Origin of the sequence: Sphingomonas sp. S2M10 (assembly GCF_012650175.1) — a bacterium.
GTDB lineage: Bacteria > Pseudomonadota > Alphaproteobacteria > Sphingomonadales > Sphingomonadaceae > Sphingomonas.
On the sequence record NZ_JAAILI010000008.1, the window covers coordinates 234,583 to 257,006 of the forward strand.

The following is a 22,424-nucleotide window of genomic DNA, read 5'->3' on the forward strand; positions in this document are numbered from 1 at the left end:
CATGGGCACGCCCGCCGAGACGCCGTGGCGCCGCCGCGCGCGCATCGTGCTGGCGTGCCTGTATCTCCTGGCGGGCGTGCTGCACCTCCTGTTGCCGCGCCCGTTCCTGCACATCACGCCCGCCTGGGTGCCCTACCCCGGGCTGGTGATCGCAGGCACCGGGCTGTGCGAGATCGCCGGCGCCCTCGCGCTGTTGAGCGTGCGCCTGCGCAGGCTTGCCGGCGTTATGCTCGCGCTTTACGCGCTCTGCGTGTTCCCGGCGAACCTCCAGCATGCGGTGCAGGACCTCTCGACCGGCACCGGGCTCGGCTGGGCCTATCATGCCCCGCGGCTGTTCGTGCAGCCGCTGCTCTGCTGGTGGGCGCTATGGGCCGGCGGCATGCGGCGTTAGCCCGCCTGCCGACGATCCTCGACCGGCTCAGCGCCCGAAGCGGTGGACCAGCCGGATCCCGAGATTGTCGATACCCGGGTTCTGCTCGGAGAAGAGCTGGCGGTGGCTGTAATGCTCCCATGCCAATTCCACCGCCCATTTGCGATCCAGCCGAATGCCGATCGACGCATTCGGGTTGAACAATATCGTCGATCCGAAGGAGGTGCGCCGGATATAGATCGCATAGCGTCGCTGGGCCTCGCCCGGCGACAGGCCCGGCTGGAACGGATCCGGCGTGAACCGGTAGCCGTCGATCACGGTCACCCCGATGCCGCCCTGCACATAGATCCGGTTCCGCAGGAAATGCTGGCGCCACTCCGCGCCCAGGCTGGCGAAGCTGGTGCGCCCATCGGTATTGACCTGCAGCTTCCCCGTCAGCCGGGGTTTGAGCAGGACCCGCAGCGGCCGGCTGCGATAGACGATCTGCACATCGGTGGTGCCATCTTCTTCCATTCCATCATAGACATACCCCGGCGGCAGTTCCGGCAAATCGAAGCTCAGCCGGCTGCCGAGCGGATGAAAGTTCGCGCCGTGCCGGAACACGCCGACCGCAATCTCGGCGCGCTGCACGGGTGACGTGTTGTCGCCCGCCACCTGCGCCGTCGCCGTGCCCGAGACGAGCGCCAACCCTGCGCCAAAAGCGCAACCTCTCCAGCCGATCATATGGGTTCTCCCAAGGACGCGCGACTATCCCCCAGCCGCTGATATCGTGTAAGATAGCAAAATCTTTTCGTCAAACAGAAAGATCATGATGCAAAACAGTGATTGGCTGCCGCATCGCAAGGCCAGGCTCTGCCGTGCGGTCGGCGCGATCTTCGTGCTAGCGGCGATGGTGATGGCCATCGTCATCGCCGTGGCGGGCCTGTCCCCCGGCGCGTCGCCGGTCTGTGACATCGAGGCGGGCTGCGTCTGGCGCAACCAGCCTTCCATCCTGCTGGATCAGGACGTACGCGGCATCGTTCTCGCCAGCCCGGCGGGGCTGAAGACCTTCGAAGCCTATGTCGCCCGTCCGGATGTGCGGCTGGGGCTCGCCGCGGTGGAGATGATCAACCTGGGGCCGTTCGCCTTCGTGATGCTGGGCGTGGGGCTCGCCTTGCGGCGCCTTGGCGGGCGCGGATCGGTCGCGCTCCCCAAGGCACTGCGCTGGCTGCGTCTTTCCTCGATCGCCGCGATCTTGTGGGCACTGATGAGCCCGCTCTACGATTGCCTGCTGGCAACCCTGCTCTCGCCGGGTACGCCGAACGGCGCGACCGTGGAGTGGTTCATCTATCTCGACAAGATCGGCGCCGGCCTGCTGCTGGCACTCGCCGCCTATACCGCGATCTGGGCGGTGGAGGCCGGCCTGGAGGCACGCCGCGACCTGGACGGCTTCATCTGATGCCGATCATCGTCAACCTAGACGTCATGCTCGCCCGCCGTAAGGTCCGCTCGAAGGAACTGGCCGAGGCGATCGGCATCACCGAAAGCAACCTGTCGTTGCTCAAGTCAGGGCGCGTGAAGGGCGTGCGCTTCGCGACGCTCGCGGCGATCTGCCGCTATCTCGACTGCACGCCGGGCGATCTGCTCGCCTATGAATTCTCGGACGACGATCTGCAGGCCGAATCCGGCGCGTGACCCCGGTCTATTCGGGCAGGATCCGCACCCGGCGCTTGCCCCAATAGCTGAGGTCGATCGAGAAATGGACCGGCGCATCCTTGCGGATGAGGATCATCTGATCGCCGCGCCCACCCTCGCCCGTGTAGCGGAAGGACCAACCCTGTCGCTTCAGCGCGTCGCCCACCTTCAGCACGGCCGACTGGTCTCGATCGTGCCACAAGGTGATCTGGCGAAAGCCGCCGCTGCCGTCGCCGCCCAGCAGGTCCAGCGCTGCTTCATAGGGTCCTTCGCCCAGCAGCATTACGCCGGAGCGGCGGCAGCGCAGATGCCCGCCGTCCATCTGCAGGCAATTCTCGAAGCCCGAGCGCCGCGCATCGGCCAGACTGCCGCTCACCGGGAGCCCGGCATAGGCGATGGACGGCGGCGGCGGCGTGGGAGGATCCGAGCGGCAGCCCGTCCCCAGCAGCGCGATCGCAAGCGCAGCCGCGGGCCAAACGCCCCGATGCCAATGTTCCGACTTAGCCAAGCTCCGCCCCCCCCCCTTTTGCAGAGCTTATGCGCGGGATTGCTCCGGCGCAAACGCGCGCAGAAACAGATCGACGATGTAATCCGTCTCCTCGTCGATCTCGTCATCGCCGAACTGATGCCCCAGCATCGCCCGCTGCTGCGACCCCATGCACAGGCTGGTCAGGGCGAAGGCGGCCTTCAACGGATCGGAGGTGCGCAGCTGCCCCTTGTGCATCGCATCCTGCAAATGCGCCGCCAGCAGCTCGCGCGTCCGCTGGGGACCGCGGCGAAAGAAGATCTCGCCCATTTCCGGCGAGCGCTCCACCTCGGCATGGATCACGCGGTGCAGCTGAATCGCTTCGCGGGAGGTGACCTTGCGCAACAGGCTGCGGATGAACGCGCATAGCGTCGCCTGGAGATTGTCCGACGGCACCAGCAGCTGCATCACCTGCTCGCGGTACTCGCGTGTCGCCTCATCGACACAGGCGTCGAACAGCTCTTCCTTGGAGGCGAAATAGCTCCACAACGTGCCCTTGGAGCCGCCAAGTTCCGCTGCGATCGCCGACATGGAAACGCCAGCATAGCCCTGGTCCATGAAGTGACGCTTGGCGATGGCGAGAATGGCGGCGCGCCGATCCTGCTTCCGCGCCTCGCGCTTGCCCAGGCATTTGGGAGTTACAATTTCCATAACCGTACTATAGGGTACGATTTTCTATTGACAAGAGCGGAACCGCTCTCCATTTGGAACGCGTACCCAATAGTACGGTTTTTCCTGTCCATGATGAGTCGTTTCCCAACAAGGCCCTTGTTGCTTTCTGCGGCTGCCGCCTCCGTGCTCGCGGCCTGCGCGCCGGTGCCGGACCTCGGCGCCCGTCCGGAAGTGCGCGCAGCCGGTGCCTTTGCCGCCGACCAGTCGTTCGCCGGCACTGCCCAGGCGCGATGGCCCGTCTCCAACTGGTGGACCGCCTATAACGATCCGCAGCTCGACGCGCTGATGGACGAGGCCTTCCGCGGCGCGCCCAACTTGGCCGCCGCCGCCGCTCGGCTGCGTGCGGCCCAGGCCTATGCCGTGCAGGTCGGCGCCGCCCGGCTGCCGCGCGTCGATGCCAGCGCCTCGGCAGCGGCCAACCAGATCAACATCGGCGACAGCCTGCCGATCGAGATCGGCTCGGATGTCCAGACGATCGGCTATGGCACGCTCAACCTGGCGTTCGACCTCGACCTCTGGGGCAAGAACCGCGCTCAGCTCGCCGCCGCCACCTCCGAGGCGGAAGCCGCGCGGCTGGAGCTGGAACAGGCGCGCCTCGCGCTCTCGACCAACATCGCCGCCGCCTATGCCGATCTCGCTCGCCTCGCGGCCGATCGACGGGTGCAGGAACGCGCGCTGGAGGTCCGCCTCGCGACGCAGAAGCTGGTTACGGATCGCGTGACCAACGGCCTCGAGACGCGCGCGGAAGAAAAGCAGGCGGCCTCGGCCGTGCCCGCCGCCCGCGCGCAGCTCGCCGCGATTGATGAGGATATCGGCCTTACCCGCAACCGCATCGCGGCACTGCTCGGCCAGGGCCCGGATCGCGGCCTGAGCATCGCCCTGCCCGCCGCGCCGACCGAAGCGCGCGGCATCCCGGCCGATGTGACGACCGACCTGATCGGCCGCCGCCCGGACGTTGCCGCCGCCCGTGCGCGGGTCGAAGCTGCCGCCAGCCGGATCAAGGCCGCGCGCGCCGACTTCTACCCCTCGATCCGCCTGAGCGCGCTCGCGGGCTATGGCGCGCTTGGCCTTGACAACCTTGTCAAAGGCAATGGTGCCTCGGTGTTCCAGGCCGGTCCTGCGATCAGCCTGCCGATCTTCCATGGCGGCGAGCTGCGCGGACAATATGCCCGCGCCCGCGCCACCTATGACGAGGCGGTCGCCAATTACGACAACAGCGTCACCACCGCCTATCATGATGTGGCGGACGCGGTGACCAGCCAGAAGGCGCTGGCCACGCGCCTGGCCCAGAGCCGCCAGGCGCTGGAAGATTCCGAGCAGGCCTATTCGATCGCCCAGCAACGCTATCAAGGCGGGCTGTCGCGGTTTCTCGATGTTCTGACCGCCGAGGAGAGGGTGTTGCAGAACCGCCAGATCGTCGCCGGGCTGGAGGCGCGCGCGTTTGCGCTCGACGTCCAGCTCGTCCGCGCATTGGGCGGAGGCTTTTCCACCAACAACGCGGCCGCTGCCGCCGCTTCCGAGGTCAAGACCCATGGCTGATGCAGAACCCGCCATCCATTCCGCCCGCGGCGACGCCGCCGATCGCAGCGAGCCGTCGCAGGCGCCTGCCCATACCGACATGAACGACCGCAAGCGCAAGAACCTGCGCAAGCGGCTGATGCTTGGCATCGGCGGCCTCGTGCTCGTTGCCGGTCTCGGCTATGGCGGCTATTACATGGCCGTCGGCAGCCATTATGTGAGCACCGACAACGCCTATGTCGGCGCAGACAGCGCCAGCATCACCCCGATGACCGGCGGTCAGGTGCTGCGCGTCGCGGTGGCCGACACCCAGGCGGTGAAGAAGGGCGACGTGCTCGTCCAGATCGACGACAGCGACGCCCGCATCGCGCTTGCGCAGGCCGAGGCCGATCTGGCCCGCGCCACCCGCCAGTTCGGCCAGACCTCGGCGACCAGCGAGGCGCTTGCCGCGCAGGTGCAGGCGCGCGAGGCGGACATCGCCCGCGCGCGGGCGCAGGTGACCGCGGCGCAGGCCGATTTCGAAAAGGCCCGCATCGATCTGTCCCGCCGCCAGAAGCTCGCGCCCAACGGCGCGGTCTCGGGCGAGGAGCTCACGTCGGCGACCAACGCCTTCGCCGCGGCGCGCGCCAACCTCGAACTCGCCAAGGCGGGTCTCGCCCAGGCGACCTCCACTCGCGTGGCGGCAAGCGGCCAGCTGGCGGCAAATGATGCGCTGGTGCGGGGCACCAATGCCAACACCGCCCCGGAAGTGCTCGCCGCCCGCGCCAAGGTGGAGCAGGCCAAGCTCGACCTCGCCCGCACGGTGATCCGCGCGCCGTTCGACGGCGTGGTCACGCGCCGCGCCGTCCAGGTCGGCCAGCGGGTTGCTCCCGGCGCCCAGCTGATGCTGATCGTGCCGCTCAACCAGCTGTACGTCGATGCCAACTTCAAGGAAGGCCAGCTGACCAAGGTGAAGGTCGGCCAGCCGGTGGAACTCACGTCCGACCTGTACGGCGGAGACGTGAAGTATCACGGCCGCGTCGTCGGCTTCTCCGGCGGCACCGGCTCGTCCTTCGCGCTGATCCCCGCGCAGAACGCGACCGGCAACTGGATCAAGGTGGTCCAGCGTCTGCCGGTGCGCGTCGCGCTGGATCCGAAGGAGCTGCAGGCGCACCCGCTGCGCGTCGGCCTGTCGATGGATGCCGAGATCGATACCTCGGCCAAGTAAGGATTGCCTGCCATGAGCGGCCAGATGCAGCGCGGGGGCTTCCTGGAGGGGCCCTCGCTGATCCTCGCCGGCGTGGTGCTGGCGTTGACCAACTTCATGGTGGTGCTCGATACCACCATCGCCAATGTCTCGGTGCCGCACATCGCGGGCAGTCTGGGCATTTCGGCGAGCCAGGGAACCTGGATCATCACCTCCTACGCGGTTGCCGAGGCGATCTGCGTGCCGCTCACCGGCTGGCTCGCGGGCCGCTTCGGGGTGGTGCGGGTGTTCATCCTCGGCGTGATCGGTTTCGGCATCTTCTCGGTGCTGTGCGGCCTGTCGACCTCGCTCGGCATGCTGGTCGCGTGCCGCATCGGACAGGGGCTGTGCGGCGGCCCGCTGATGCCGCTCACCCAGACCTTGCTGCTGCGCATCTTCAAGCCCGAACAGCACGCCCAGGCGATGGGCCTGTGGGCGATGACCACGGTTGTCGCGCCGATCCTCGGCCCGATCGCGGGCGGCACGATCAGCGACAACTGGTCGTGGCACTGGATCTTCTTCATCAACATCCCCGTCGCGGCGATCTGCGCCTTCGGGGCGATGCGCCTGCTGCGCCGCGCCGAGACGCCGACCCAGAAGCTCAGCGTCGACAAGGGCGGCCTGGCGCTGCTGGTGCTGTGGATCGGCGCGCTGCAGATCATGCTCGATCTCGGCCGCGAGCATGACTGGTTCAACGATGCCTCGATCGTGTGGCTGGGCGTGGTCGCCGCGATCGGCTTCCTGGTCTTCCTCGCCTGGGAGATCACCGCGAAGGACCCGATCGTCGATCTGCGGGTGTTCCGGCACCGGGGCTTCACCGTGGCGGTGACGTCGCTGTCCTTCGCCTTCGCCACTTTCTTCGCATCGGCGGTGATCATCCCGCAATGGCTCCAGTCCAGCCAGGGCTACACGGCGACCTATGCCGGCTATGCCACCGCCTTTTCCGGCGTGGCCGCGGTGTTCATGTCGCCGGTGGTCGCCAAACTGTCGAACAAGGTCGACCCCAGGCTGCTCGTGTCCTTCGGCATTCTCTGGCTCGGCCTGTCTGCGCTGCTCCGCGTCTACTGGAACAGCCAGGCCGGGTTCTGGACCTTCGCCTTCCCGCAGTTCCTGCAAGGCTTCGGCATGCCCTTCTTCTTCATCCCGCTCACCACGCTCGCGCTGGGTTCGGTGCTGCCGGAGGAGACCGCCTCGGCGGCGGGCGTGATGAGCTTCCTGCGAACCATGGCGGGCGCGATCGGCACCTCGATCTCGACGAGCATCTGGGACGACAGCTCGCGGGTCGCCCGTAGCGAGATCGTCTCGCGGCTCAACACCGATTCGACGATGAACGCCCTGACCGCGCAGGGCTTTTCGATCGGCCAGGTGCGTGCCGCCGTGGAACGCCTGGTCAGCCAGGAAAGCCTGACGCTGGCAACCACGCACGTGTTCCTGCTGTCAGCGATCATCTTCGTGTTCGCGGCCGGGATCATCTGGTTCACCCCCCGCCCGCGCGGCAAGGTGGATACCAGCGCAGCACATTGATCTGCGCCTCCGCATCCTACTCATGTTGGTGCCGATGGCCCGTTCCAGCAATGGAGCGGGCCATATGACATAAGCGCGACACAAAGGTTACGATATACGTCATTCGCGCATTGACTTCCCCTGCCCGACCGATAGCATTCTCATAACAAGACAGAAAAATTCAGGGGTCGGATGCCCGAATCGGTGCTTTGGTCAATAACGAGGTGATCAAATGACCGACCAGGATTTGCCGGGCGCTAGTGCGCAACCTTCACGCTCGGAACCTAGCGCACATCGCTATTCCGTACGATTATCGACATCGATCGACTGCACCATTTTATCATGAGAAAGCCGCGCTCTCTTTAAATGAAGGAGGGCGGGCATCGGCACCAACTATGCTGGTTATTGCGATAGCAGCAGCCTTGTCTGCAGGACGCTGCCCTATCGCTTTCGGCTCCGATCGAGAGCCCAGTGCGACCGTTGATCTGACATAGTAGCGCGCACCCGGTTCGGGCGCGACAGGATGACGTGCGGCCCTGACATGGGAATGGCCGCCGAAGCGTACCCCATTGTCGGCATCGATCCACTCCCGGCTGCGCCACGGCGCTTTCGGGAACGGGCACACCTGCCCGGCAGATACCTGGCAACGAGAACAACAAGAACACGCGACCGCACGCAGGAGCGAACGAACGACAACCATCAGCCTTCGGGGGGCACCATCGAATGCAATTTCGAGAAACGGCATCGTTTTTGGTTCTGGCCATCGCCTTGGCGCTCACCGCCACACCGGCCTGTGCGCAGGACAGCACGCCTCCGACGCCACAAGGCGACGACATCATCGTCACCGGCACCCGCGTCACCGGGCTGCGCGCTGCGGACAGCCCCGCGCCGATTCAGTTGCTGAGCGCGGCGGAGCTTTCCCGCACCGGCCAGCCGGACCTGATCCAGGCGCTCGCCCAGAATCTCCCCAGCGTGCAGGCCCAGGCCTTCGGCAGCGACCTCCAGGCGCACAACCTGCAGATGAAGCTGCGCGGCCTCAGCCCCAACCACACGCTGATCCTGCTCAACGGCAAGCGCCGCCACGGCACCGCCAATGTCTCGATCGCGGGCGGCCCCTATGGCGGCAGCGCCGCGCCCGACATCAGCTTCATCCTGCCGTTGTCGATCGACCATATCGAAGTGCTGCAGGATGGCGCCGCCGCGCAATATGGCACCGATGCGATCGCGGGCGTGATCAACATCATCCAGAAAAAGGCCGATCATGGCGGCATGATCACCGCCACCGGCGGCCGCTATTACGACGAAGGCGGCAAGACCTATGCGATCGCGGGCAACATCGGCTTCGCGCCGATCGACAATGCCTTCGTCAATCTCACGGTCGAAAAGAAGAAGAAGGGGTTCAGCTTCCGCGGCGACATCAATCCGCAGGTCTATGGCGACAATGCCGTCGCTCAGCGCTACCTGACGCTCTATCCGGCGATCCGCTCGCTGCCCAACTACCCCTACACCAACCGCATCTTGGGCGACCCCTCGGTCGACCAGACCTCCGTCATGGCCAATGCAGGTTATGATTTCGGCGGCATCGAACTCTATGCTTTTGGCAGCTACGGCCACAAATATGCCCGCGCCTATGAGAATGTCCGCACCCCCGATGTGATCGTCAGCGCCGCGGGCGTGCCCTTCTACCCCGCCGGCTTCCAGCCGCTCGAAGCCATTCGAGAAACCGACTATGCCGTCACCGGCGGCGTCCGGGGCGCACTGGGCGCGGGCACCTTCGACATTGCCTCCACCTATGGCGACGATTTCGTCGCCGTCCATGTCCAGGATTCGGGCAACGCCCAGCTCTACCGCGCCACCGGGTTCACGCCCACCGAGTTCCACAATGGCGATTTCAAGGCCAGCCAGTGGACCAACACGCTGGACCTGACCTACCCGATCGAACTCGGCCTCGCCGAACCCGCCACGCTCGCCGGCGGCCTGGAATGGCGGCGCGACACCTATGCCATCGTCTCGGGCGATCCGGCCTCCTATTATGGCGGCGGCGCCCAGTCCTTCTTCGGCTACAGCCCGAACGATGCGGGCAACCACAGCCGCACCAACTTCTCGCAATATCTCGATCTCAGCATCAAGCCGGTCGCCGCCTGGCTGATCGACGGCGCCGTCCGCCACGAACATTACAGTGATTTCGGCGACACCACCGTGTTCAAGCTGACCAGCCGCTACGATATCTCGGACGCCTTCGCGATTCGCGGCACCGTTTCCACCGGCTTCCGCGCGCCGACGCTGGCGGAGGGCTTCTATTCGGGTATCAACGTCGCCCCCAGCGGCATCTCCGGCGTGCTGCCGGCCAACTCCGCCGCCGGCGCTGCGCTCGGCTTCGGAGGTCTCAAGCCCGAAAAGTCGACGAACTTCAGCGCCGGCTTCGTCTTCCATCCCACCCGGCGCCTGAGCGTTACGATCGACGGCTACTGGATCGACATCCGCGACCGGATCCTGATCTCCAGTTCCTTCTACGGGTTCCGCGGCCAGTTCTGCCCGCAAGGCTATACCGGCTCCAATGCCAGCCGCTGCGTCGCCTACAATGCCGACAATTACCTCACCTACAACCAGCAATCGGTCTACAACGCCGTCGCCACCGCGCTCGGCGGCGAGATACCCAGCTATGTCCTTCTCGACGTCAACGGCGAGCGGAACATCGACGGATCGGTTTCGGTGCAGACCTTCGTCAACGGCGCCAAGGTGCGCACGCGCGGCATCGACTTCACCGCCAATTATGCGTCGCATTTCGGTGCGTTCGGCACCGTCGACTGGTCGCTGACCGCCAATTACAACGAGAACCAGGTGCGCAGCATCGCGGGGCTGCCCGCGCCGCTCTACGTCAACCGCGCCGATCCCAGCCGCTCGGCGCTGATCGATCGCTACAGCATCGTCCAGCTGGAAAACAGCACGCCCAAATTCCGGGCGACGTTCGGCGCGTTCTGGTCGCGGGGGATCTTCAGCCTCAACCTGCGCGAAAGCTATTATTCCAAGGTCTATGCCCTCGAATCCACGCCGGGCAACGGCCCGTTGCGCGGGGCCGACACCATCGTCCCGGTCAACGCCGCGTTCATCACCGATGCCGAACTGAGCGCCCGCGTGCTGCCGCCGGTGACGCTCGCGATCGGCGCCAACAATCTGTTCAACCACTATCCGACCGAACGTTCCTTCGAACAGATCCGCAACCCGCAACTGCTCGCCGGTTCGCGTACCTATTCGAGCAATCTCTACCCCACCATCTCGCCCTACGGGATCAACGGCGGCTATTATTACGGCCGGATCAGCCTGAAATTCTGAAGCTTTGCCGGGCGGGCGCACAGGCGCCCGACCGGTCCTGTCGCGTGCAAGAACATAATTCGGGAGTGATGTGCTTTGCTAGTTTCTTCCATCGACTGGCTGATCCCCTTGCTGGGCCTGCTGGTTGCCGGGCTCGCTGCCGGTTTTGCCGGCGGCGTGTTCGGCATCGGCGGCGGTTTCGTCGTCGTCCCTGCCCTGCTGCTGATGCTGCCCCTGCTCGGCGGAGAGCAAAATCAATATGCCCATGTCGCCATCGGCACCTCGGCGGCGACGATCATCATCACCTCGATCCGATCGGTGCTGAGCCACCACAAGCGCGGCTCGGTCGATTTCGAGATCCTGAAGACCTGGGCGCCCTGGGTGGTGCTGGGCGACGGCATCGGCGTGCTGCTCGCCAGCCATGTCGACGGGCGGGTGCTGACTCTCGTCTTCGCCAGCGGCGTACTGCTGATGTCGATCAACTTCCTCGTGCCGAGGCTCGGCAACCGCGTGATCTCCGACCAGATGCCGATGGGGGTCGCGCGCGTCGCGATCGCCGGGGGCCTTGGCACCTTCTCGTCGCTGCTCGGCATCGGTGGCGGCACGATCGCGATCATGGTGATGACCTTGTGCGGCCGCTCGATCCACCGCGCGGTGGGGACCGCCAGCGGGATCGGCACGCTGATCGCCATCCCCAGCGCGATCGGCTTTGCACTGATCGGCTTGCACGAGCCGGGGCTGCCCTGGGGTTCGCTGGGCTTCGTCAACCTGCCGGCGACGCTCGCCATCGCCTCCATGTCGATGCTCACCGCCCCGCTCGGGGTCGCAGCTGCCCATGCTTTACAACCAGCGATGCTGAAGCGGGTATTCGGCATTTACCTCATCGTCATCGCACTGGTGATGTTCCACAACGCGCTGGAGTTCTGACGCGCGTCTCGAATAGAACAGGGAGACCCACGACATGACCATCCTCGAAACGCTGAAGCAGCCCGAAGTCGCCGATGACCTGCGCGGCCGCGGCTATTCGCGCCGCGACATGGGGCGGATCGCCGCGTTGCTCGGCGGCACCGTCGCGCTGGGCCGCGCGGCGCCCGCCTTCGCGCAGCAATCGGCGCGCGCGGTGATCGGCGCGGTGCGGATCGGCTCCAACGAATGCTGGACCGGGCCGCTGCCCGCCGGTGCGCAGGCGGCGATGAAGATCGTGACCGAAGGCAACCGCTACGAGCCCAACGGCGAGCATGAAAAGCTCTTTGCCGCCGTGTCGGCGGTGGAGGGGCTGCCCGCCACCCACATCAAGGCTTGGCCCGGCTCCAGCGATCCGCTCAACCGCGCGGCGGTCACCTTCGCCTCGCCGACGCGCGGGATCGTCACTGCCGACCCCACCTATGAGCAGATCTGGCGCACCGGCGCCTGGATCGGCGCCAAGGTGACCAAGGCGCCGCTAGGGCCGCAATATCAGCACGACGTCAAGGCGATGCTGGCGGCGGATCCCAATGCCGGGCTCTATTATGTCTGCTCGCCCAACAACCCGACCGGCACGCTCACCCCGATTGCCGACATCGTTTGGCTGGCGGAGAACAAGCCCAAGGACGCGGTGCTGATCGTCGACGAGGCCTATATCCACTTCGCCGACGTGCCCAATGCCGCGAAGCTGGTGGCCGCCCGCGACGACGTGCTGGTGATGCGCACCTTCTCCAAGCTGTTCGGCATGGCGGGCATGCGGCTGGGCCTCACCTTCGCGGCACCGGCGCTGCACGACAAGATGATGCGCTATGACGGCATGCAGGTGACCAACATGCTGCCGATGACCGCGGTCGCCTGCGGCACCGCCTCGATCCCGCTGGCGTCCGAGATCAAGGCCCGGCGCGACGAGATGATTGCGGTGCGCGAGAAGACCATCGCGCATCTCCAGAGCCGTGGCCTCAAGGTACTGCCGGGCAGCCATGCCAACATGTTCATGACCGAGTGGAAGGGGAAGGCACCGAAGGAGATGATGGCGGCACTACTCGCCCAGAATGTCCAGATCGGCCGTTCCTGGACCGCCTACCCGACGATGTCGCGCGTTACCGTCGGCTCGGCAGCGGACATGGAGAAGTTCCGCATCGCCGTCGACAAGGTGCTCCTGGCCTGACGATTGCGGTGCCTGGCCCGCGTCGACTCCCTGGGCGGCGCGGGTCCGTTTTCATCCCTGCGGCACGATCGGCAGCGTCGCCTCGAAGCAGGCACCGCTGACGCTCTCGACCAGCACTAGGTCGCCGCCATGGCCGAGCAGTATCTGTCGCGCCAGCGCAAGCCCCACGCCGCTGCCCTGCAGCTTGGTGGTGAAGAAGGGGCGGAACACGGCGCCGCGCTCCCCGGGCGCGATGCCGGGGCCATTGTCCCACACCCGCCACCACGCCGCCCGCGCGTCCCGCCCCAGCGACAGCCCGACGCGCCCCTCGCCTGCCCCGCCCACCGCCTCGGCCGCGTTCTGCAGCAGGGCCCAGAGCGCCGCGCTCAGCTGGTCGGCATCGCCGTGCAGGCGCACCGGTGCTTCGCCGTCGAAGGTAAGCGGCAGGCTCGGCCATCGGGTGGCGAACAACCGCGCCAGGTCGGTCGCCACCTCGCGCAGGTCGATCGGCGCAAGACGCGGCGCCGGCAGCCGCGCCAGCGAGCGATAGGCCTCGCCGAAGCGCTGCAATCCTTCCGCCCGGCGCGCGACGGTGCCTACCGCGTCGCGCAGCGCGGGAAGCGCCGGCACGGCTTCGTCCAGCATGTCCGCCGCCGTGCGGCTCAGCGAGGCAATGGGGGTCAGCGCGTTGACGATCTCATGGCTGAGCACCTGCACCAGATCGCGCAGCGTCGCCGCCTCGGCCACCTTGAGTTCGGCATCGATGTCGATCAGCGCCGCCAGTCGGCTCTGCGTCCCGGCGAGCGCGAAGTCGCTGGTCGTCAGCGCAAAGCTGCGCCCACCGATCGCCACCGTCGCCGCCCGGCCGGAGGGGTCGCCGATCGCCTCGACCAGCAGCGCCGGCGGATCGGCGATGAGGTCGGATGCGCCGAACAGGCGTCGCGCCGCCCGGTTGATCGCGGTCAGCCGCCCCTCGCCGTCCAGCGTCACGATCGGCGCGGGCGAGAGATCTAGCAGCGCGGTCAGCCGCCGCTCGCGATGCGCGGGGTCGGGCGCAGGGCTCGGTGCGGCGACCGGCACCAGCTGCGGCTTGCGCGCCGCGACGATCCCCGTCGCGATGCCCCACAGGCCGGCAAGCGCCGCGACCAGCGCGCTCGCATAGAGCCCCGAACTCCAGGCCATGGCGAAGGCGGCCCCCGCGCCCAGCAGCAGCATGCCGCGCAGCAGCGCGGCCCATCCCCTAGAGCCCATATTTCGCCATCCGCCGATACAGCGCCGCGCGAGTCAGCCCCAGTTCCGCCGCCGCGCGGCTGACGTTGAAGGCGTGGCGCTTGAGTGCCGCCGCGACCAGCGCCGCCTCGCTGCGGCCGATGTTCAGATCCGCCCGGATCGCGCGGGGCTCCACTATGTCCTCGGACAGCGCAAGGCCCAGCGTGGCCACGTCGATCGCGTCACCGCCGCCGAGCAGCACCGCCCGCTCGATCGTTTGGCGCAGCCCATGCACGCCATCGGGCCACGGATCGGCGGCGATGGCGCGCGCGGCCTCGTCGGTGAGCGGGCGCAGCGGCTGGCCATAGCGCCCGGCGAACAACGCGCAGAAGTGGCGCGCCAGCAGCAGCGCGTCGTCGCCGCGACCGGCGAGCGGCGGCAGGTCGATTTCCACAGTGTTCAGCCGGAAGCGCAGGTCGTCGCTCAGCGCCGCGCGAGTGGCTGCCCGATCCCGCCGGCTGGTCGATACCAGGCGCAGGCCGCCCAGCCGCCGTACGAGTTCGGGCTGCAGCGCGGGCGCGAGCAGGTCTACGCCTTCGATCAGCAGCGTGCCGCCCTCGGCCGCTGCCGTGCGCGTTTCGATCGTCGCCAGATCCGCTACCGCCGCATCCAGTGTCACCAGCGGTCGCTCGGCGCGCGGCGAGGCGCGGTGGAGCAGCTGCGCCACCAGCGTCTTGCCGCTGCCAGCCGGGCCGGTGAGCAGCACTGCGGCATCGGTAGAGGCCACCCGGGCGACGAGCGCACGAGCGGCTTCGATCGCAGGCGCCTCGCCGAGCAGCAGCAGCGCCTCCTCCCCCGATGGCGCAGGTGCGGCCGCCAGTTTTGCCCGGCGCAGCGCCACGGCGCGCTCGACGGTGGCGAGCAGCCGCTCGTTGCTCCACGGCTTGATCACGAAGTCGCTCGCCCCGCCGCGCATCGCCTGCACCGCTACCGCGATGCCGCTATGCCCGGTGACCACGACCACCACCGCGTTGCGATCGGCGGCAATCAGCCGGTCGAGCATGCGAAATCCCTCCTCGCCGCTCGTACGCCCGCGCGCGAAGTTGAGGTCGAGCAGGATTGCGTCGACAGGCCCCTCGGCCAGCCGCACCCAGGCCGCGTCCGGATCCTCCGCGCCGAGCACGCGCATGCCGTTCCGCTCCAGCAGCAGGGTCGCGGCGCGGACGATGTCGGGGTCGTCGTCGATTACCAGGATGGCGGGCGATTCGGCTGGCACTGGCTTGACGGCTCCTGATGAGTGTTCGAAATCGGACACTAGCTTGAACACTGTTCGGCGGAAGCGCCAGCACCTTGTTCATTTTGCAACCATCTCAGTGCCTTAGGGGCATCCGACCAGGTACCTTACACTGGCGGACATGGACGTTACGCCTCTCCACACTAACGGCGCCGCGATGGACCGTCGGATCGAGCGCCCCCATGCGCGCCGCCGCAAGCTGATCCTCCGCGTCGGCCTCGGCATTGCCGTGGTCGTGGCCACCACAGGTTTCTGGTGGTTCCTGCCGAGCTCGGGCAGCCTTGCGGTAGAGGCCGCGACGATCCGCATCGCTCCGGTCACCCGCGCTCCCTTTGCCGATTATGTGCCGCTGCGCGCGCAGGTCGCCCCGCTCCAGACGGTCTATGTCACGGCGATCAGCGGCGGCCAGGTCGAGGCGCTGATCGCCAGCGACGGCCAGTCGGTGGCCGCCGGAGCCCCGCTCGCCCGCCTCGCCAACCCCACCCTCGCGCTCGACGTCGCCAGCCGCTCCGCCAATATCGCCGGCCAGCTGAGCGCGATCAGCGGCCAGCGCCTGTCGATTCAGCAGAGCCGCGAGCAGACCGAGCGCGACATCGCCTCGGCGCGCAACGAACTCGCCAAGGCCGAGGCACTGCTCCGCCAGAAGCAGATCCTGTTCGACAAGCAGATCGTCACCGCCGCCGCCGTCACCCCGCTGCGCGAGGAAGTGGCGTATCAGCGCGCGCGCCTGTCCGCGCTTACCCGCAGCGCCGCAGAGGCGGGGCGGATGCTCGCCGACCAGTCCAGCGGCGTCGACGCCACCGCCGGCGAACTGCGCGAGAGCTTGGCGATGACCCGCGCCGGCCTCGCGGCTTTGATGGTACGCGCGCCGGTAGCGGGGCGGCTCACCGCGTTCACCCTGCAGCCCGGGCAGATGATCAAGCCGGGCGACGCGGTGGGCCAGGTCGATTCCGAGCGCGCCTGGAAACTGACCGCGGATGTCGACCAATTCTATCTCGGCCGCGTCCGCACCGGCCTCACCGCCGTCGCCGATCTCGACGGCCGCAGCCTGCCGCTCACCGTCATCAAGGTGCTGCCACAAGTCACCGAAGGGAGATTTCGTGTCGAGCTCGGCTTCGCCGGTGCGGCGCCGGGCGGGCTGAACCGCGGCCAGACGCTGGACGTGCGCCTCGTCCTCGGCGCGGATCGCCCGGCCGTTGTCGCGCCTTCGGGCGGCTGGCTCGACGCGGGCGGCACCACCGCCTTCGTGCTGACCAGCGACCGCCGGGCGGTGCGCCGGGCGATCACCACCGGCCGCCGCAACCCCGATCAGGTGGAAGTGACCAGCGGCCTCGCACCCGGCGAGCGCATCGTCACCACCCCGCTCGCCACCTACGCCCCCTACCAGACCCTGCTCATTCGATAGGAGCCCGCCATGATCGAACTAAACGCTATCCACCGCGCCTACCGCTCCGACGAGGTGGAGACGACCGCGCTCGCCGATATCGACCTGACCGTGCAGGCGGGGGAATTCCTCGCGATCATGGGGCCCTCGGGCTGCGGCAAGTCGACGCTGCTCAACATCCTCGGGACGATCGACCGCCCGACCAGCGGCGCCTATCGCTTCGAGGGCGAGGATATCGCCAAGGTGCCCGAGGCGCGGCTGGCGAAGCTCCGCCGCGACCGGCTCGGTTTCGTGTTCCAGAGCTTCAACCTGATCGACGAGCTGACCATCGCCGAGAATGTCGCGCTCGCGCTCGCCTATCGTTCGATGCCGGCGCGCGAGAAGCGCGAGCGCGTCGACGCGGCGATGGACCGCGTCGGCATCGCCCACCGCCGCAACCACCATCCGCACCAGCTCTCCGGCGGCCAGCAGCAGCGCGCGGCGATCGCCCGCGCCATTGTCGGCGAGCCCAAGCTGATCCTGGCGGACGAACCGACCGGCAATCTCGATACCGAGAACGGCGCGCAGGTGATGGACATCCTCACCCGCCTCAACGCCGACGGCGCGACGATCGTGATGGTCACCCACTCCCCCGCCCATGCCGATATCGCCAAGCGGACGGTGCACATGCTCGACGGGCGGATCCTCTCCGCGGTGCGGCGGGCGGCGTGAAGCTCGATCGCGCGCTGACGGTGCTGGTGATGCTGCTGCTCGCCGTCGCCCTGCTCCGCTATTTGTCCGCCACCCGCGAACCGGGAGTGACGCCATGACGTCCGCCCTCACCAGCTTCTATCGTTCGCTGACGCGCCACAAGCTGTTTGCCGCGCTCAACATCGGCGGGCTGGCGCTCGGCATTGCGGTGTTCCTGGTACTGACCCTCTTCGTGCGGTTCGAAACCGGGTTCGACCGGTGGATCCCGGGCGCGGATCAGCTCTACATCGTCCAGGAACACTATCACATGCCCGGCTATCCGGAGACGCCGAACCCCAACACGATGGGCAACGAGCTGCTCCAGCTGCGCGCAGACTATCCACAGCTGCAGGGTACCCGGATCGCGCAGATGGATGCGATCGTGCGTCAGGGCGCCTCCAATACGCGCGAGACCATGGCGGCGGTCGATCCCAATTTCTTCACGCTGATGCGCTTCCCCGTCGTTGCCGGAGACGCGACCCGCACGCTGGCGGACCCGGACGGGCTTGTGCTCACCCAGCGCGCGGCGACAAGCTATTTCGGCCCGAAATCGCCGATCGGCCGGCCGCTGACCGTCATCGCCAACGGCACGACCTATACCTATCGCGTCGGCGCGGTGATCGCCGACATGCGCAAGGACCAGAGCTATACCGCCGAACTGTTCGTGCCGCTGGTCGCATCCCGCTTCGCCACCGAGTGGTTCGATCACTGGGGCAGCACCTCGCTGGTGACGCTCTTGCAATTCCCAGATCGCGCCGCCGCCACCCGCTTCGAAGGCGAGCTGGCGCGCTTCGCCGACCGCCGGGTGTTCGGCGAGAACATCAAGAAGGGTGAGTGGGAACAGTCGCTGCGCCCGCTGGTCGACAATCATCTGTACGCGGCATCCGATCGCGCGGTCGTCACCACGCTGGGTGCGGTGGGCGTGCTCACGCTGCTGATCGCCATCGTGAACTACATCAACCTCGCCACCGCGCGGGCCGGCCTGCGAGCACGGGAGGTCGCCGTGCGCAAGGTGCTGGGCGGCACGCGGCGCACGCTGATCCGCCAGTTCATGATCGAAGCGATGGCGACCGTTGCCCTGTCGGCACTGATCGGCCTCGCACTGACCGAGGTAGCGCTGCCGCTGGTCAACGCCGCCGGAGGCATGTCGCTGCACCTGGACTATCTGGGCACCGGCAGCGTCCTGCTCCTGCTCGTACCGCTGGTGCTGCTGGTCGGCACGATTGCCGGCCTCTATCCTGCCGCGGTGCTGGCGGGCTTCCGACCCGCCGCCGTACTGGCAGCCGCCCGGGCACCCGGAGGCGGGCGGGCGGGCGCGAGGGTTCGCGCCGCGCTGGTGATCGTACAGTTCGCCGTCGCCATCGCCTTCGCGATCGGCACCACGGTGATGCTTGCGCAGGCGAACCATGTCCGCAATGCCGATCTCGGCTTTCGTCGCGACGGCCTCTACGTCGTGCGATCGCTGAACAGCGGCTCGGTGCTGCCCGAGCAGAAGACCGCGCTGATGCGTGCCTTCGCCGCACTGCCCGGCGTCAGCCACGTCACCATGGCGCAGAACGCGCCCGGCGACCAGAACGTCACCAATTTCTCGATGATGTACCAGCCCGGCATGCAAGGCATCCGCGCGCCTTCGCTGATGGACGTGCGCGTCGGCGATCAGTATTTCGATACCTTCGGCGCCCGGCTGCTCGCGGGACGCCTGTTCGACCGCTCCCGTCCGGCGGACGATCGCGCGCTCCGCGTCACCGGCAGCACCGCGCCCTTCAACGTGGTGGTCAATCGCACGGCGGTCCGCCTGCTCGGCTTCGCCAGCCCGCAGGCGGCGATCGGCAAGCCGATCGAAGGCGATGCCTCGATGACGATCATCGGCGTGGTCGACGATCTCCGCTTCCGCGGCCCGCGGCAGACGATCAGCGGGACCTTCTATCGCCTCGATACCCGGCCGTTGAACGACGCGTTCATCACGATGCGGTACCGCGGCGATCCGCAGACGATGACCGACGCCGTCGAGGCAACGTGGAAGCGCATCGTGCCGACCGAGCCGTTTCAGGGCCGCACGATCGAGGAGAATCTGTACAAGGCCTATTATGAGGAGGACACGCGGCGCGGCCGCCTGTTCACGATGGGTGCGGTGCTGGCGATCGGTATCGGCTGCATCGGCCTCTATGGCCTGGCCGCCTTTGATACGACACGGCGGATCAAGGAGATCGGCATCCGCAAGGCGCTGGGCGCCTCCACCCGCGACGTGCTCCAGCTGCTGGTGACGACGTTCCTGCGGCCCGTGCTGATCGCCAATCTGATCGCCTGGCCGCTCGCCTGGGTGGCGATGCAGCGGTGGCTGTCTACCTTCGACGACCGGATCAGCCTGTCGATCCGCTATTTCCTGCTCGCCTCCGCCGTCGCGCTGGTCATCGCGATCGCGACGGTGATCGGCCAGTCGTGGCGCGTCGCCCGCGCCGAGCCCGCCCGCGCGCTGCGCTACGAATAAGGATCGCTCGGATGCACCGCCTCGCCTGGCTCGCCCTCTACCGCTCGCTCACGCGGCACAAGCTGTTCACGCTCGTCAATATCTGCGGGCTGGCGCTGGGAATCGCGGTGTTCCTGGTCCTCTTGCTCTTCGTTCGGTACGAAATGACGTTCGACCACGCGGTACCCGGCTGGGAGCGGACGTGGATCGTCCAGCGCACGCTGCAATTTCCCGGCGCGAACGAAGTGAACATCCCGTCCCGGCGGGAGATGCTGGAGCAGCTCAAGGCCGATCGCCCGGGGCTGACCGGGACGCGGCTGCTGCTTAGCGACGCCGCGCTGCAGACCGGCGGAGGTAGCACCGGCGTACAGATCGGCGAGGCGGACGCCAATTTCTTCCGGGTCTTCCCCTTCCCGGTCGTGGCCGGCGATCCGATCGCCGCGCTGGGGCGGCCGGACGGTGCCGTCATCACCGAACGCATGGCGCGGACGCACCTGCCGGGCGGCACGCCGATCGGCCGGATGCTGAAGCTGACCATCGGCGACAAGCCGCGGCTGGTGCGGGTCGGCGCGGTTGTGCGCCTGCCGCGCGCGATCAGCCTCACCGGGGACCTGTTCCTTCGCCTCTCCCCAGACGCGGCGCTGTTCGGCAAGGGCAGCCAGGGCCTGCAGACCATCTTCCAGATGGCACCGTCCGAGGGGCCTGCCATGAAGGCCCTGGTGGCCGGATATGACAGGCGCCACCCCGATCCCAGCCTTTCCGGCACGCCGGGCGGCATCCGCGTGACCACCGGCCTGACGCCGCTCGGCGCGCTGCATCTCCACGCCGCGCGCGACCGTATCGTCGTTGCAACGCTCGGGCTGGTCGGCGCGCTGGCGCTGCTGGTGGCGATCGGCAACTATGTGAACCTTGCCACCGCCCGCGCGGGCCTTCGCGCGCGCGAGGTGGCGATGCGCAAGACGCTGGGCGCAACGCGCGGCGCGCTCATCGGCCAGTTTCTCGCGGAGTCGCTCGCCACCACCGCGATCGCCGCCCTGCTCGGGCTTGCGCTGGTCGAGATCGCGCTCCCTTGGGTCAACTCGATCGGCGGCACGGATCTCCACCTGCGTTATGGGGGAAGCGAGACGATCCTGCCTGCCTTGGCCGGGCTGATCCTGGCCGTAGGCTTGATCGCCGGCGCACACCCCGCTTTCGTCCTATCCCGCTTCCGGCCCGCCGCCGTCCTGGCCGCCGCGAGCGCGACCGGGGGCGGCCGCAGCGGCAGATTGTTGCGCGGGACCCTGGTGGTGCTGCAGTTCGCCATCGCGATCCTGCTGATGATCGGCACCGGCGTGCTGCTCGCGCAGGTGCGCCACACCCAGACGGCGGATCTCGGCTTCCAGCGTCAGGGCTTGGCGATGATCCCGTCCTTCGGCGATTCCGGTCTGGATGCCGCCCAGCGCCGCGACGTGGCGGCGGCGATCGGCGCGCTGCCCGGGGTGACCGGCATCGCCCAATCGGCGATCGCGCCCGGCGGCGGCAGCTTCGGCATCATGGAGATGCACCGCGAGGACCGGGGCGGCGACAAGGTTTCGGTGATCCAGGCGACGGTGGGGCCCGGCTTCTTCCGACTATACGGGACACGGTTGCTCGCCGGCCGCTGGTTCGACCCGGGCCGTTTCGCGAGCGACGACGCGGCCGATGGCAAGGTTCACACCGTCCTTCTGAACCGCACCGCAGCCGCCCGTCTCGGCTTTGCCAGCCCCGCCGCCGCGGTGGGCAAGGTGCTGGTTGGCAGCGGGGCCGTGCAAACCGTGATCGGCGTTGTTGAGGATCTGCGCCTGATGGGGCCGATCAATCCGGTGGAGGCGCAGGCCTATGCGCTGCAGACCTCCGGACTCGCCTCCCCGGTGCTGAGCGTGCGCTACATAGGCGACGACAGCCGCGCCCTGCTGGACCGCATCGAGGGCGCGTGGCGGCGCATTGCCCCGGCCGTCCCGCTAAAGGCGCAGACGGTCGACCAGATGCTCTACGACATCTATGTCCGCGCCGATCTCCAGCGCGCCCGCCTGTTCACCGCGGGCGCGGCGCTGGCGGTGGTGATCGGCTGCATCGGCCTCTATGGCCTCGCCGCCTTCGATACCGAGCGACGGATCCGCGAGATCGGCATCCGCAAGGCGCTCGGCGCATCGACCTGGGACGTGCTGCGGCTGCTGGTCGCGAGGTTCCTGCGCCCGGTATTGCTCGCCAACCTGATTGCCTGGCCGCTCGCCTGGCTGGCGATGCAGCGCTGGCTTTCGACCTTCGACGATCGGATCGCGCTCACACCCTGGTATTTCCTGCTCGCCTCCACGCTGGCGCTGGTCATCGCGGTGGTCACCGTGATCGGCCAGTCCTGGCGCGTCGCGCGCGCCGAGCCCGCCCGCGCCCTGCGCTACGAATAGGAGCCGCC

General features: G+C 67.8%; 18 protein-coding genes. 13 read left to right on the plus strand and 5 right to left on the minus strand.

The window, feature by feature from the left end; translation table 11 throughout:
• Position 1 precedes the first annotated feature (1 nt).
• Positions 2–391 carry a DoxX family protein gene (locus S2M10_RS02510; protein WP_168844705.1) on the plus strand — a complete coding sequence of 130 codons (390 nt, stop codon included), beginning with the start codon at positions 2–4 and terminating at the stop codon, positions 389–391.
• Between the two features lie 27 nt (positions 392–418).
• Here the strand turns inward: S2M10_RS02510 and S2M10_RS02515 are convergent, their stop codons facing one another.
• Positions 419–1,093, minus strand: a complete 675-nt coding sequence (locus tag S2M10_RS02515; protein WP_168844706.1) for an acyloxyacyl hydrolase — start codon at positions 1,091–1,093, stop codon at positions 419–421.
• Between the two features lie 88 nt (positions 1,094–1,181).
• On the opposite strand from S2M10_RS02515, the gene S2M10_RS02520 reads away from it, so the two are divergent.
• Positions 1,182–1,808: a hypothetical protein gene (locus tag S2M10_RS02520; protein ID WP_247650572.1), complete on the plus strand. Its 627-nt coding sequence runs from the start codon at positions 1,182–1,184 to the stop codon at positions 1,806–1,808.
• A complete protein-coding gene (locus S2M10_RS02525) occupies positions 1,808–2,044 on the plus strand; it encodes a helix-turn-helix transcriptional regulator (protein ID WP_168844708.1) in 237 nt (78 codons plus the stop codon). The genes S2M10_RS02520 and S2M10_RS02525 overlap by 1 nt, the downstream gene beginning before the upstream one ends.
• 7 nt (positions 2,045–2,051) lie before the next feature.
• Here the strand turns inward: S2M10_RS02525 and S2M10_RS02530 are convergent, their stop codons facing one another.
• Positions 2,052–2,552, minus strand: coding sequence for a hypothetical protein (locus tag S2M10_RS02530; RefSeq protein ID WP_211090817.1), 501 nt, complete (start codon positions 2,550–2,552; stop codon positions 2,052–2,054).
• A 27-nt stretch (positions 2,553–2,579) separates the two neighbouring features.
• Positions 2,580–3,221 carry a TetR/AcrR family transcriptional regulator gene (locus S2M10_RS02535; protein ID WP_168844709.1) on the minus strand — a complete coding sequence of 214 codons (642 nt, stop codon included), beginning with the start codon at positions 3,219–3,221 and terminating at the stop codon, positions 2,580–2,582.
• A 117-nt stretch (positions 3,222–3,338) separates the two neighbouring features.
• Here S2M10_RS02535 and S2M10_RS02540 point away from each other — a divergent pair, with 117 nt between their 5' ends.
• The 6 genes from S2M10_RS02540 (at position 3,339) to S2M10_RS02565 (ending at position 12,931) form a co-directional block, all read left to right on the plus strand.
• Positions 3,339–4,781 carry an efflux transporter outer membrane subunit gene (locus S2M10_RS02540; RefSeq protein ID WP_247650574.1) on the plus strand — a complete coding sequence of 481 codons (1,443 nt, stop codon included), beginning with the start codon at positions 3,339–3,341 and terminating at the stop codon, positions 4,779–4,781.
• Entirely contained in the window at positions 4,774–5,967 is a 1,194-nt protein-coding gene (locus S2M10_RS02545; RefSeq protein ID WP_168844710.1) for an HlyD family efflux transporter periplasmic adaptor subunit, read from the plus strand. The genes S2M10_RS02540 and S2M10_RS02545 overlap by 8 nt, the downstream gene beginning before the upstream one ends.
• A 12-nt stretch (positions 5,968–5,979) precedes the next feature.
• Entirely contained in the window at positions 5,980–7,509 is a 1,530-nt protein-coding gene (locus S2M10_RS02550) for a DHA2 family efflux MFS transporter permease subunit (RefSeq protein WP_211090819.1), read from the plus strand.
• 747 nt (positions 7,510–8,256) lie between these two features.
• Complete coding sequence (locus S2M10_RS02555) at positions 8,257–10,821, plus strand: TonB-dependent receptor (RefSeq protein WP_247650576.1); 2,565 nt, start codon at positions 8,257–8,259, stop codon at positions 10,819–10,821.
• Positions 10,822–10,896: 75 nt separating this feature from the next.
• Positions 10,897–11,727, plus strand: coding sequence for a sulfite exporter TauE/SafE family protein (locus S2M10_RS02560; RefSeq protein WP_168844712.1), 831 nt, complete (start codon positions 10,897–10,899; stop codon positions 11,725–11,727).
• A 34-nt stretch (positions 11,728–11,761) separates the two neighbouring features.
• A complete protein-coding gene (locus tag S2M10_RS02565) occupies positions 11,762–12,931 on the plus strand; it encodes a pyridoxal phosphate-dependent aminotransferase (protein WP_168844713.1) in 1,170 nt (389 codons plus the stop codon).
• Between the two features lie 51 nt (positions 12,932–12,982).
• On the opposite strand, the gene S2M10_RS02570 is transcribed toward S2M10_RS02565, so the two are convergent.
• The gene (locus tag S2M10_RS02570; RefSeq protein WP_168844714.1) at positions 12,983–14,161 is read right to left on the minus strand and encodes a PAS domain-containing sensor histidine kinase; all 1,179 of its coding nucleotides are present in this window, start codon (positions 14,159–14,161) and stop codon (positions 12,983–12,985) included.
• Positions 14,151–15,395, minus strand: a complete 1,245-nt coding sequence (locus S2M10_RS02575) for a response regulator (protein ID WP_168844715.1) — start codon at positions 15,393–15,395, stop codon at positions 14,151–14,153. The genes S2M10_RS02570 and S2M10_RS02575 overlap by 11 nt, the downstream gene beginning before the upstream one ends.
• Before the next feature lie 175 nt (positions 15,396–15,570).
• On the opposite strand from S2M10_RS02575, the gene S2M10_RS02580 reads away from it, so the two are divergent.
• From S2M10_RS02580 to S2M10_RS02595, 4 genes are all read left to right on the plus strand, one after another.
• Complete coding sequence (locus tag S2M10_RS02580) at positions 15,571–16,818, plus strand: HlyD family efflux transporter periplasmic adaptor subunit (RefSeq protein ID WP_168844716.1); 1,248 nt, start codon at positions 15,571–15,573, stop codon at positions 16,816–16,818.
• Between the two features lie 9 nt (positions 16,819–16,827).
• Positions 16,828–17,508, plus strand: coding sequence for an ABC transporter ATP-binding protein (locus S2M10_RS02585; RefSeq protein WP_168844717.1), 681 nt, complete (start codon positions 16,828–16,830; stop codon positions 17,506–17,508).
• Positions 17,509–17,602: 94 nt separating this feature from the next.
• A complete protein-coding gene (locus S2M10_RS02590; RefSeq protein WP_168844718.1) occupies positions 17,603–20,014 on the plus strand; it encodes an ABC transporter permease in 2,412 nt (803 codons plus the stop codon).
• A gap of 11 nt (positions 20,015–20,025) precedes the next feature.
• Positions 20,026–22,416, plus strand: coding sequence for an FtsX-like permease family protein (locus tag S2M10_RS02595; RefSeq protein WP_168844719.1), 2,391 nt, complete (start codon positions 20,026–20,028; stop codon positions 22,414–22,416).
• The last annotated feature ends 8 nt before the right edge of the window (positions 22,417–22,424 follow it).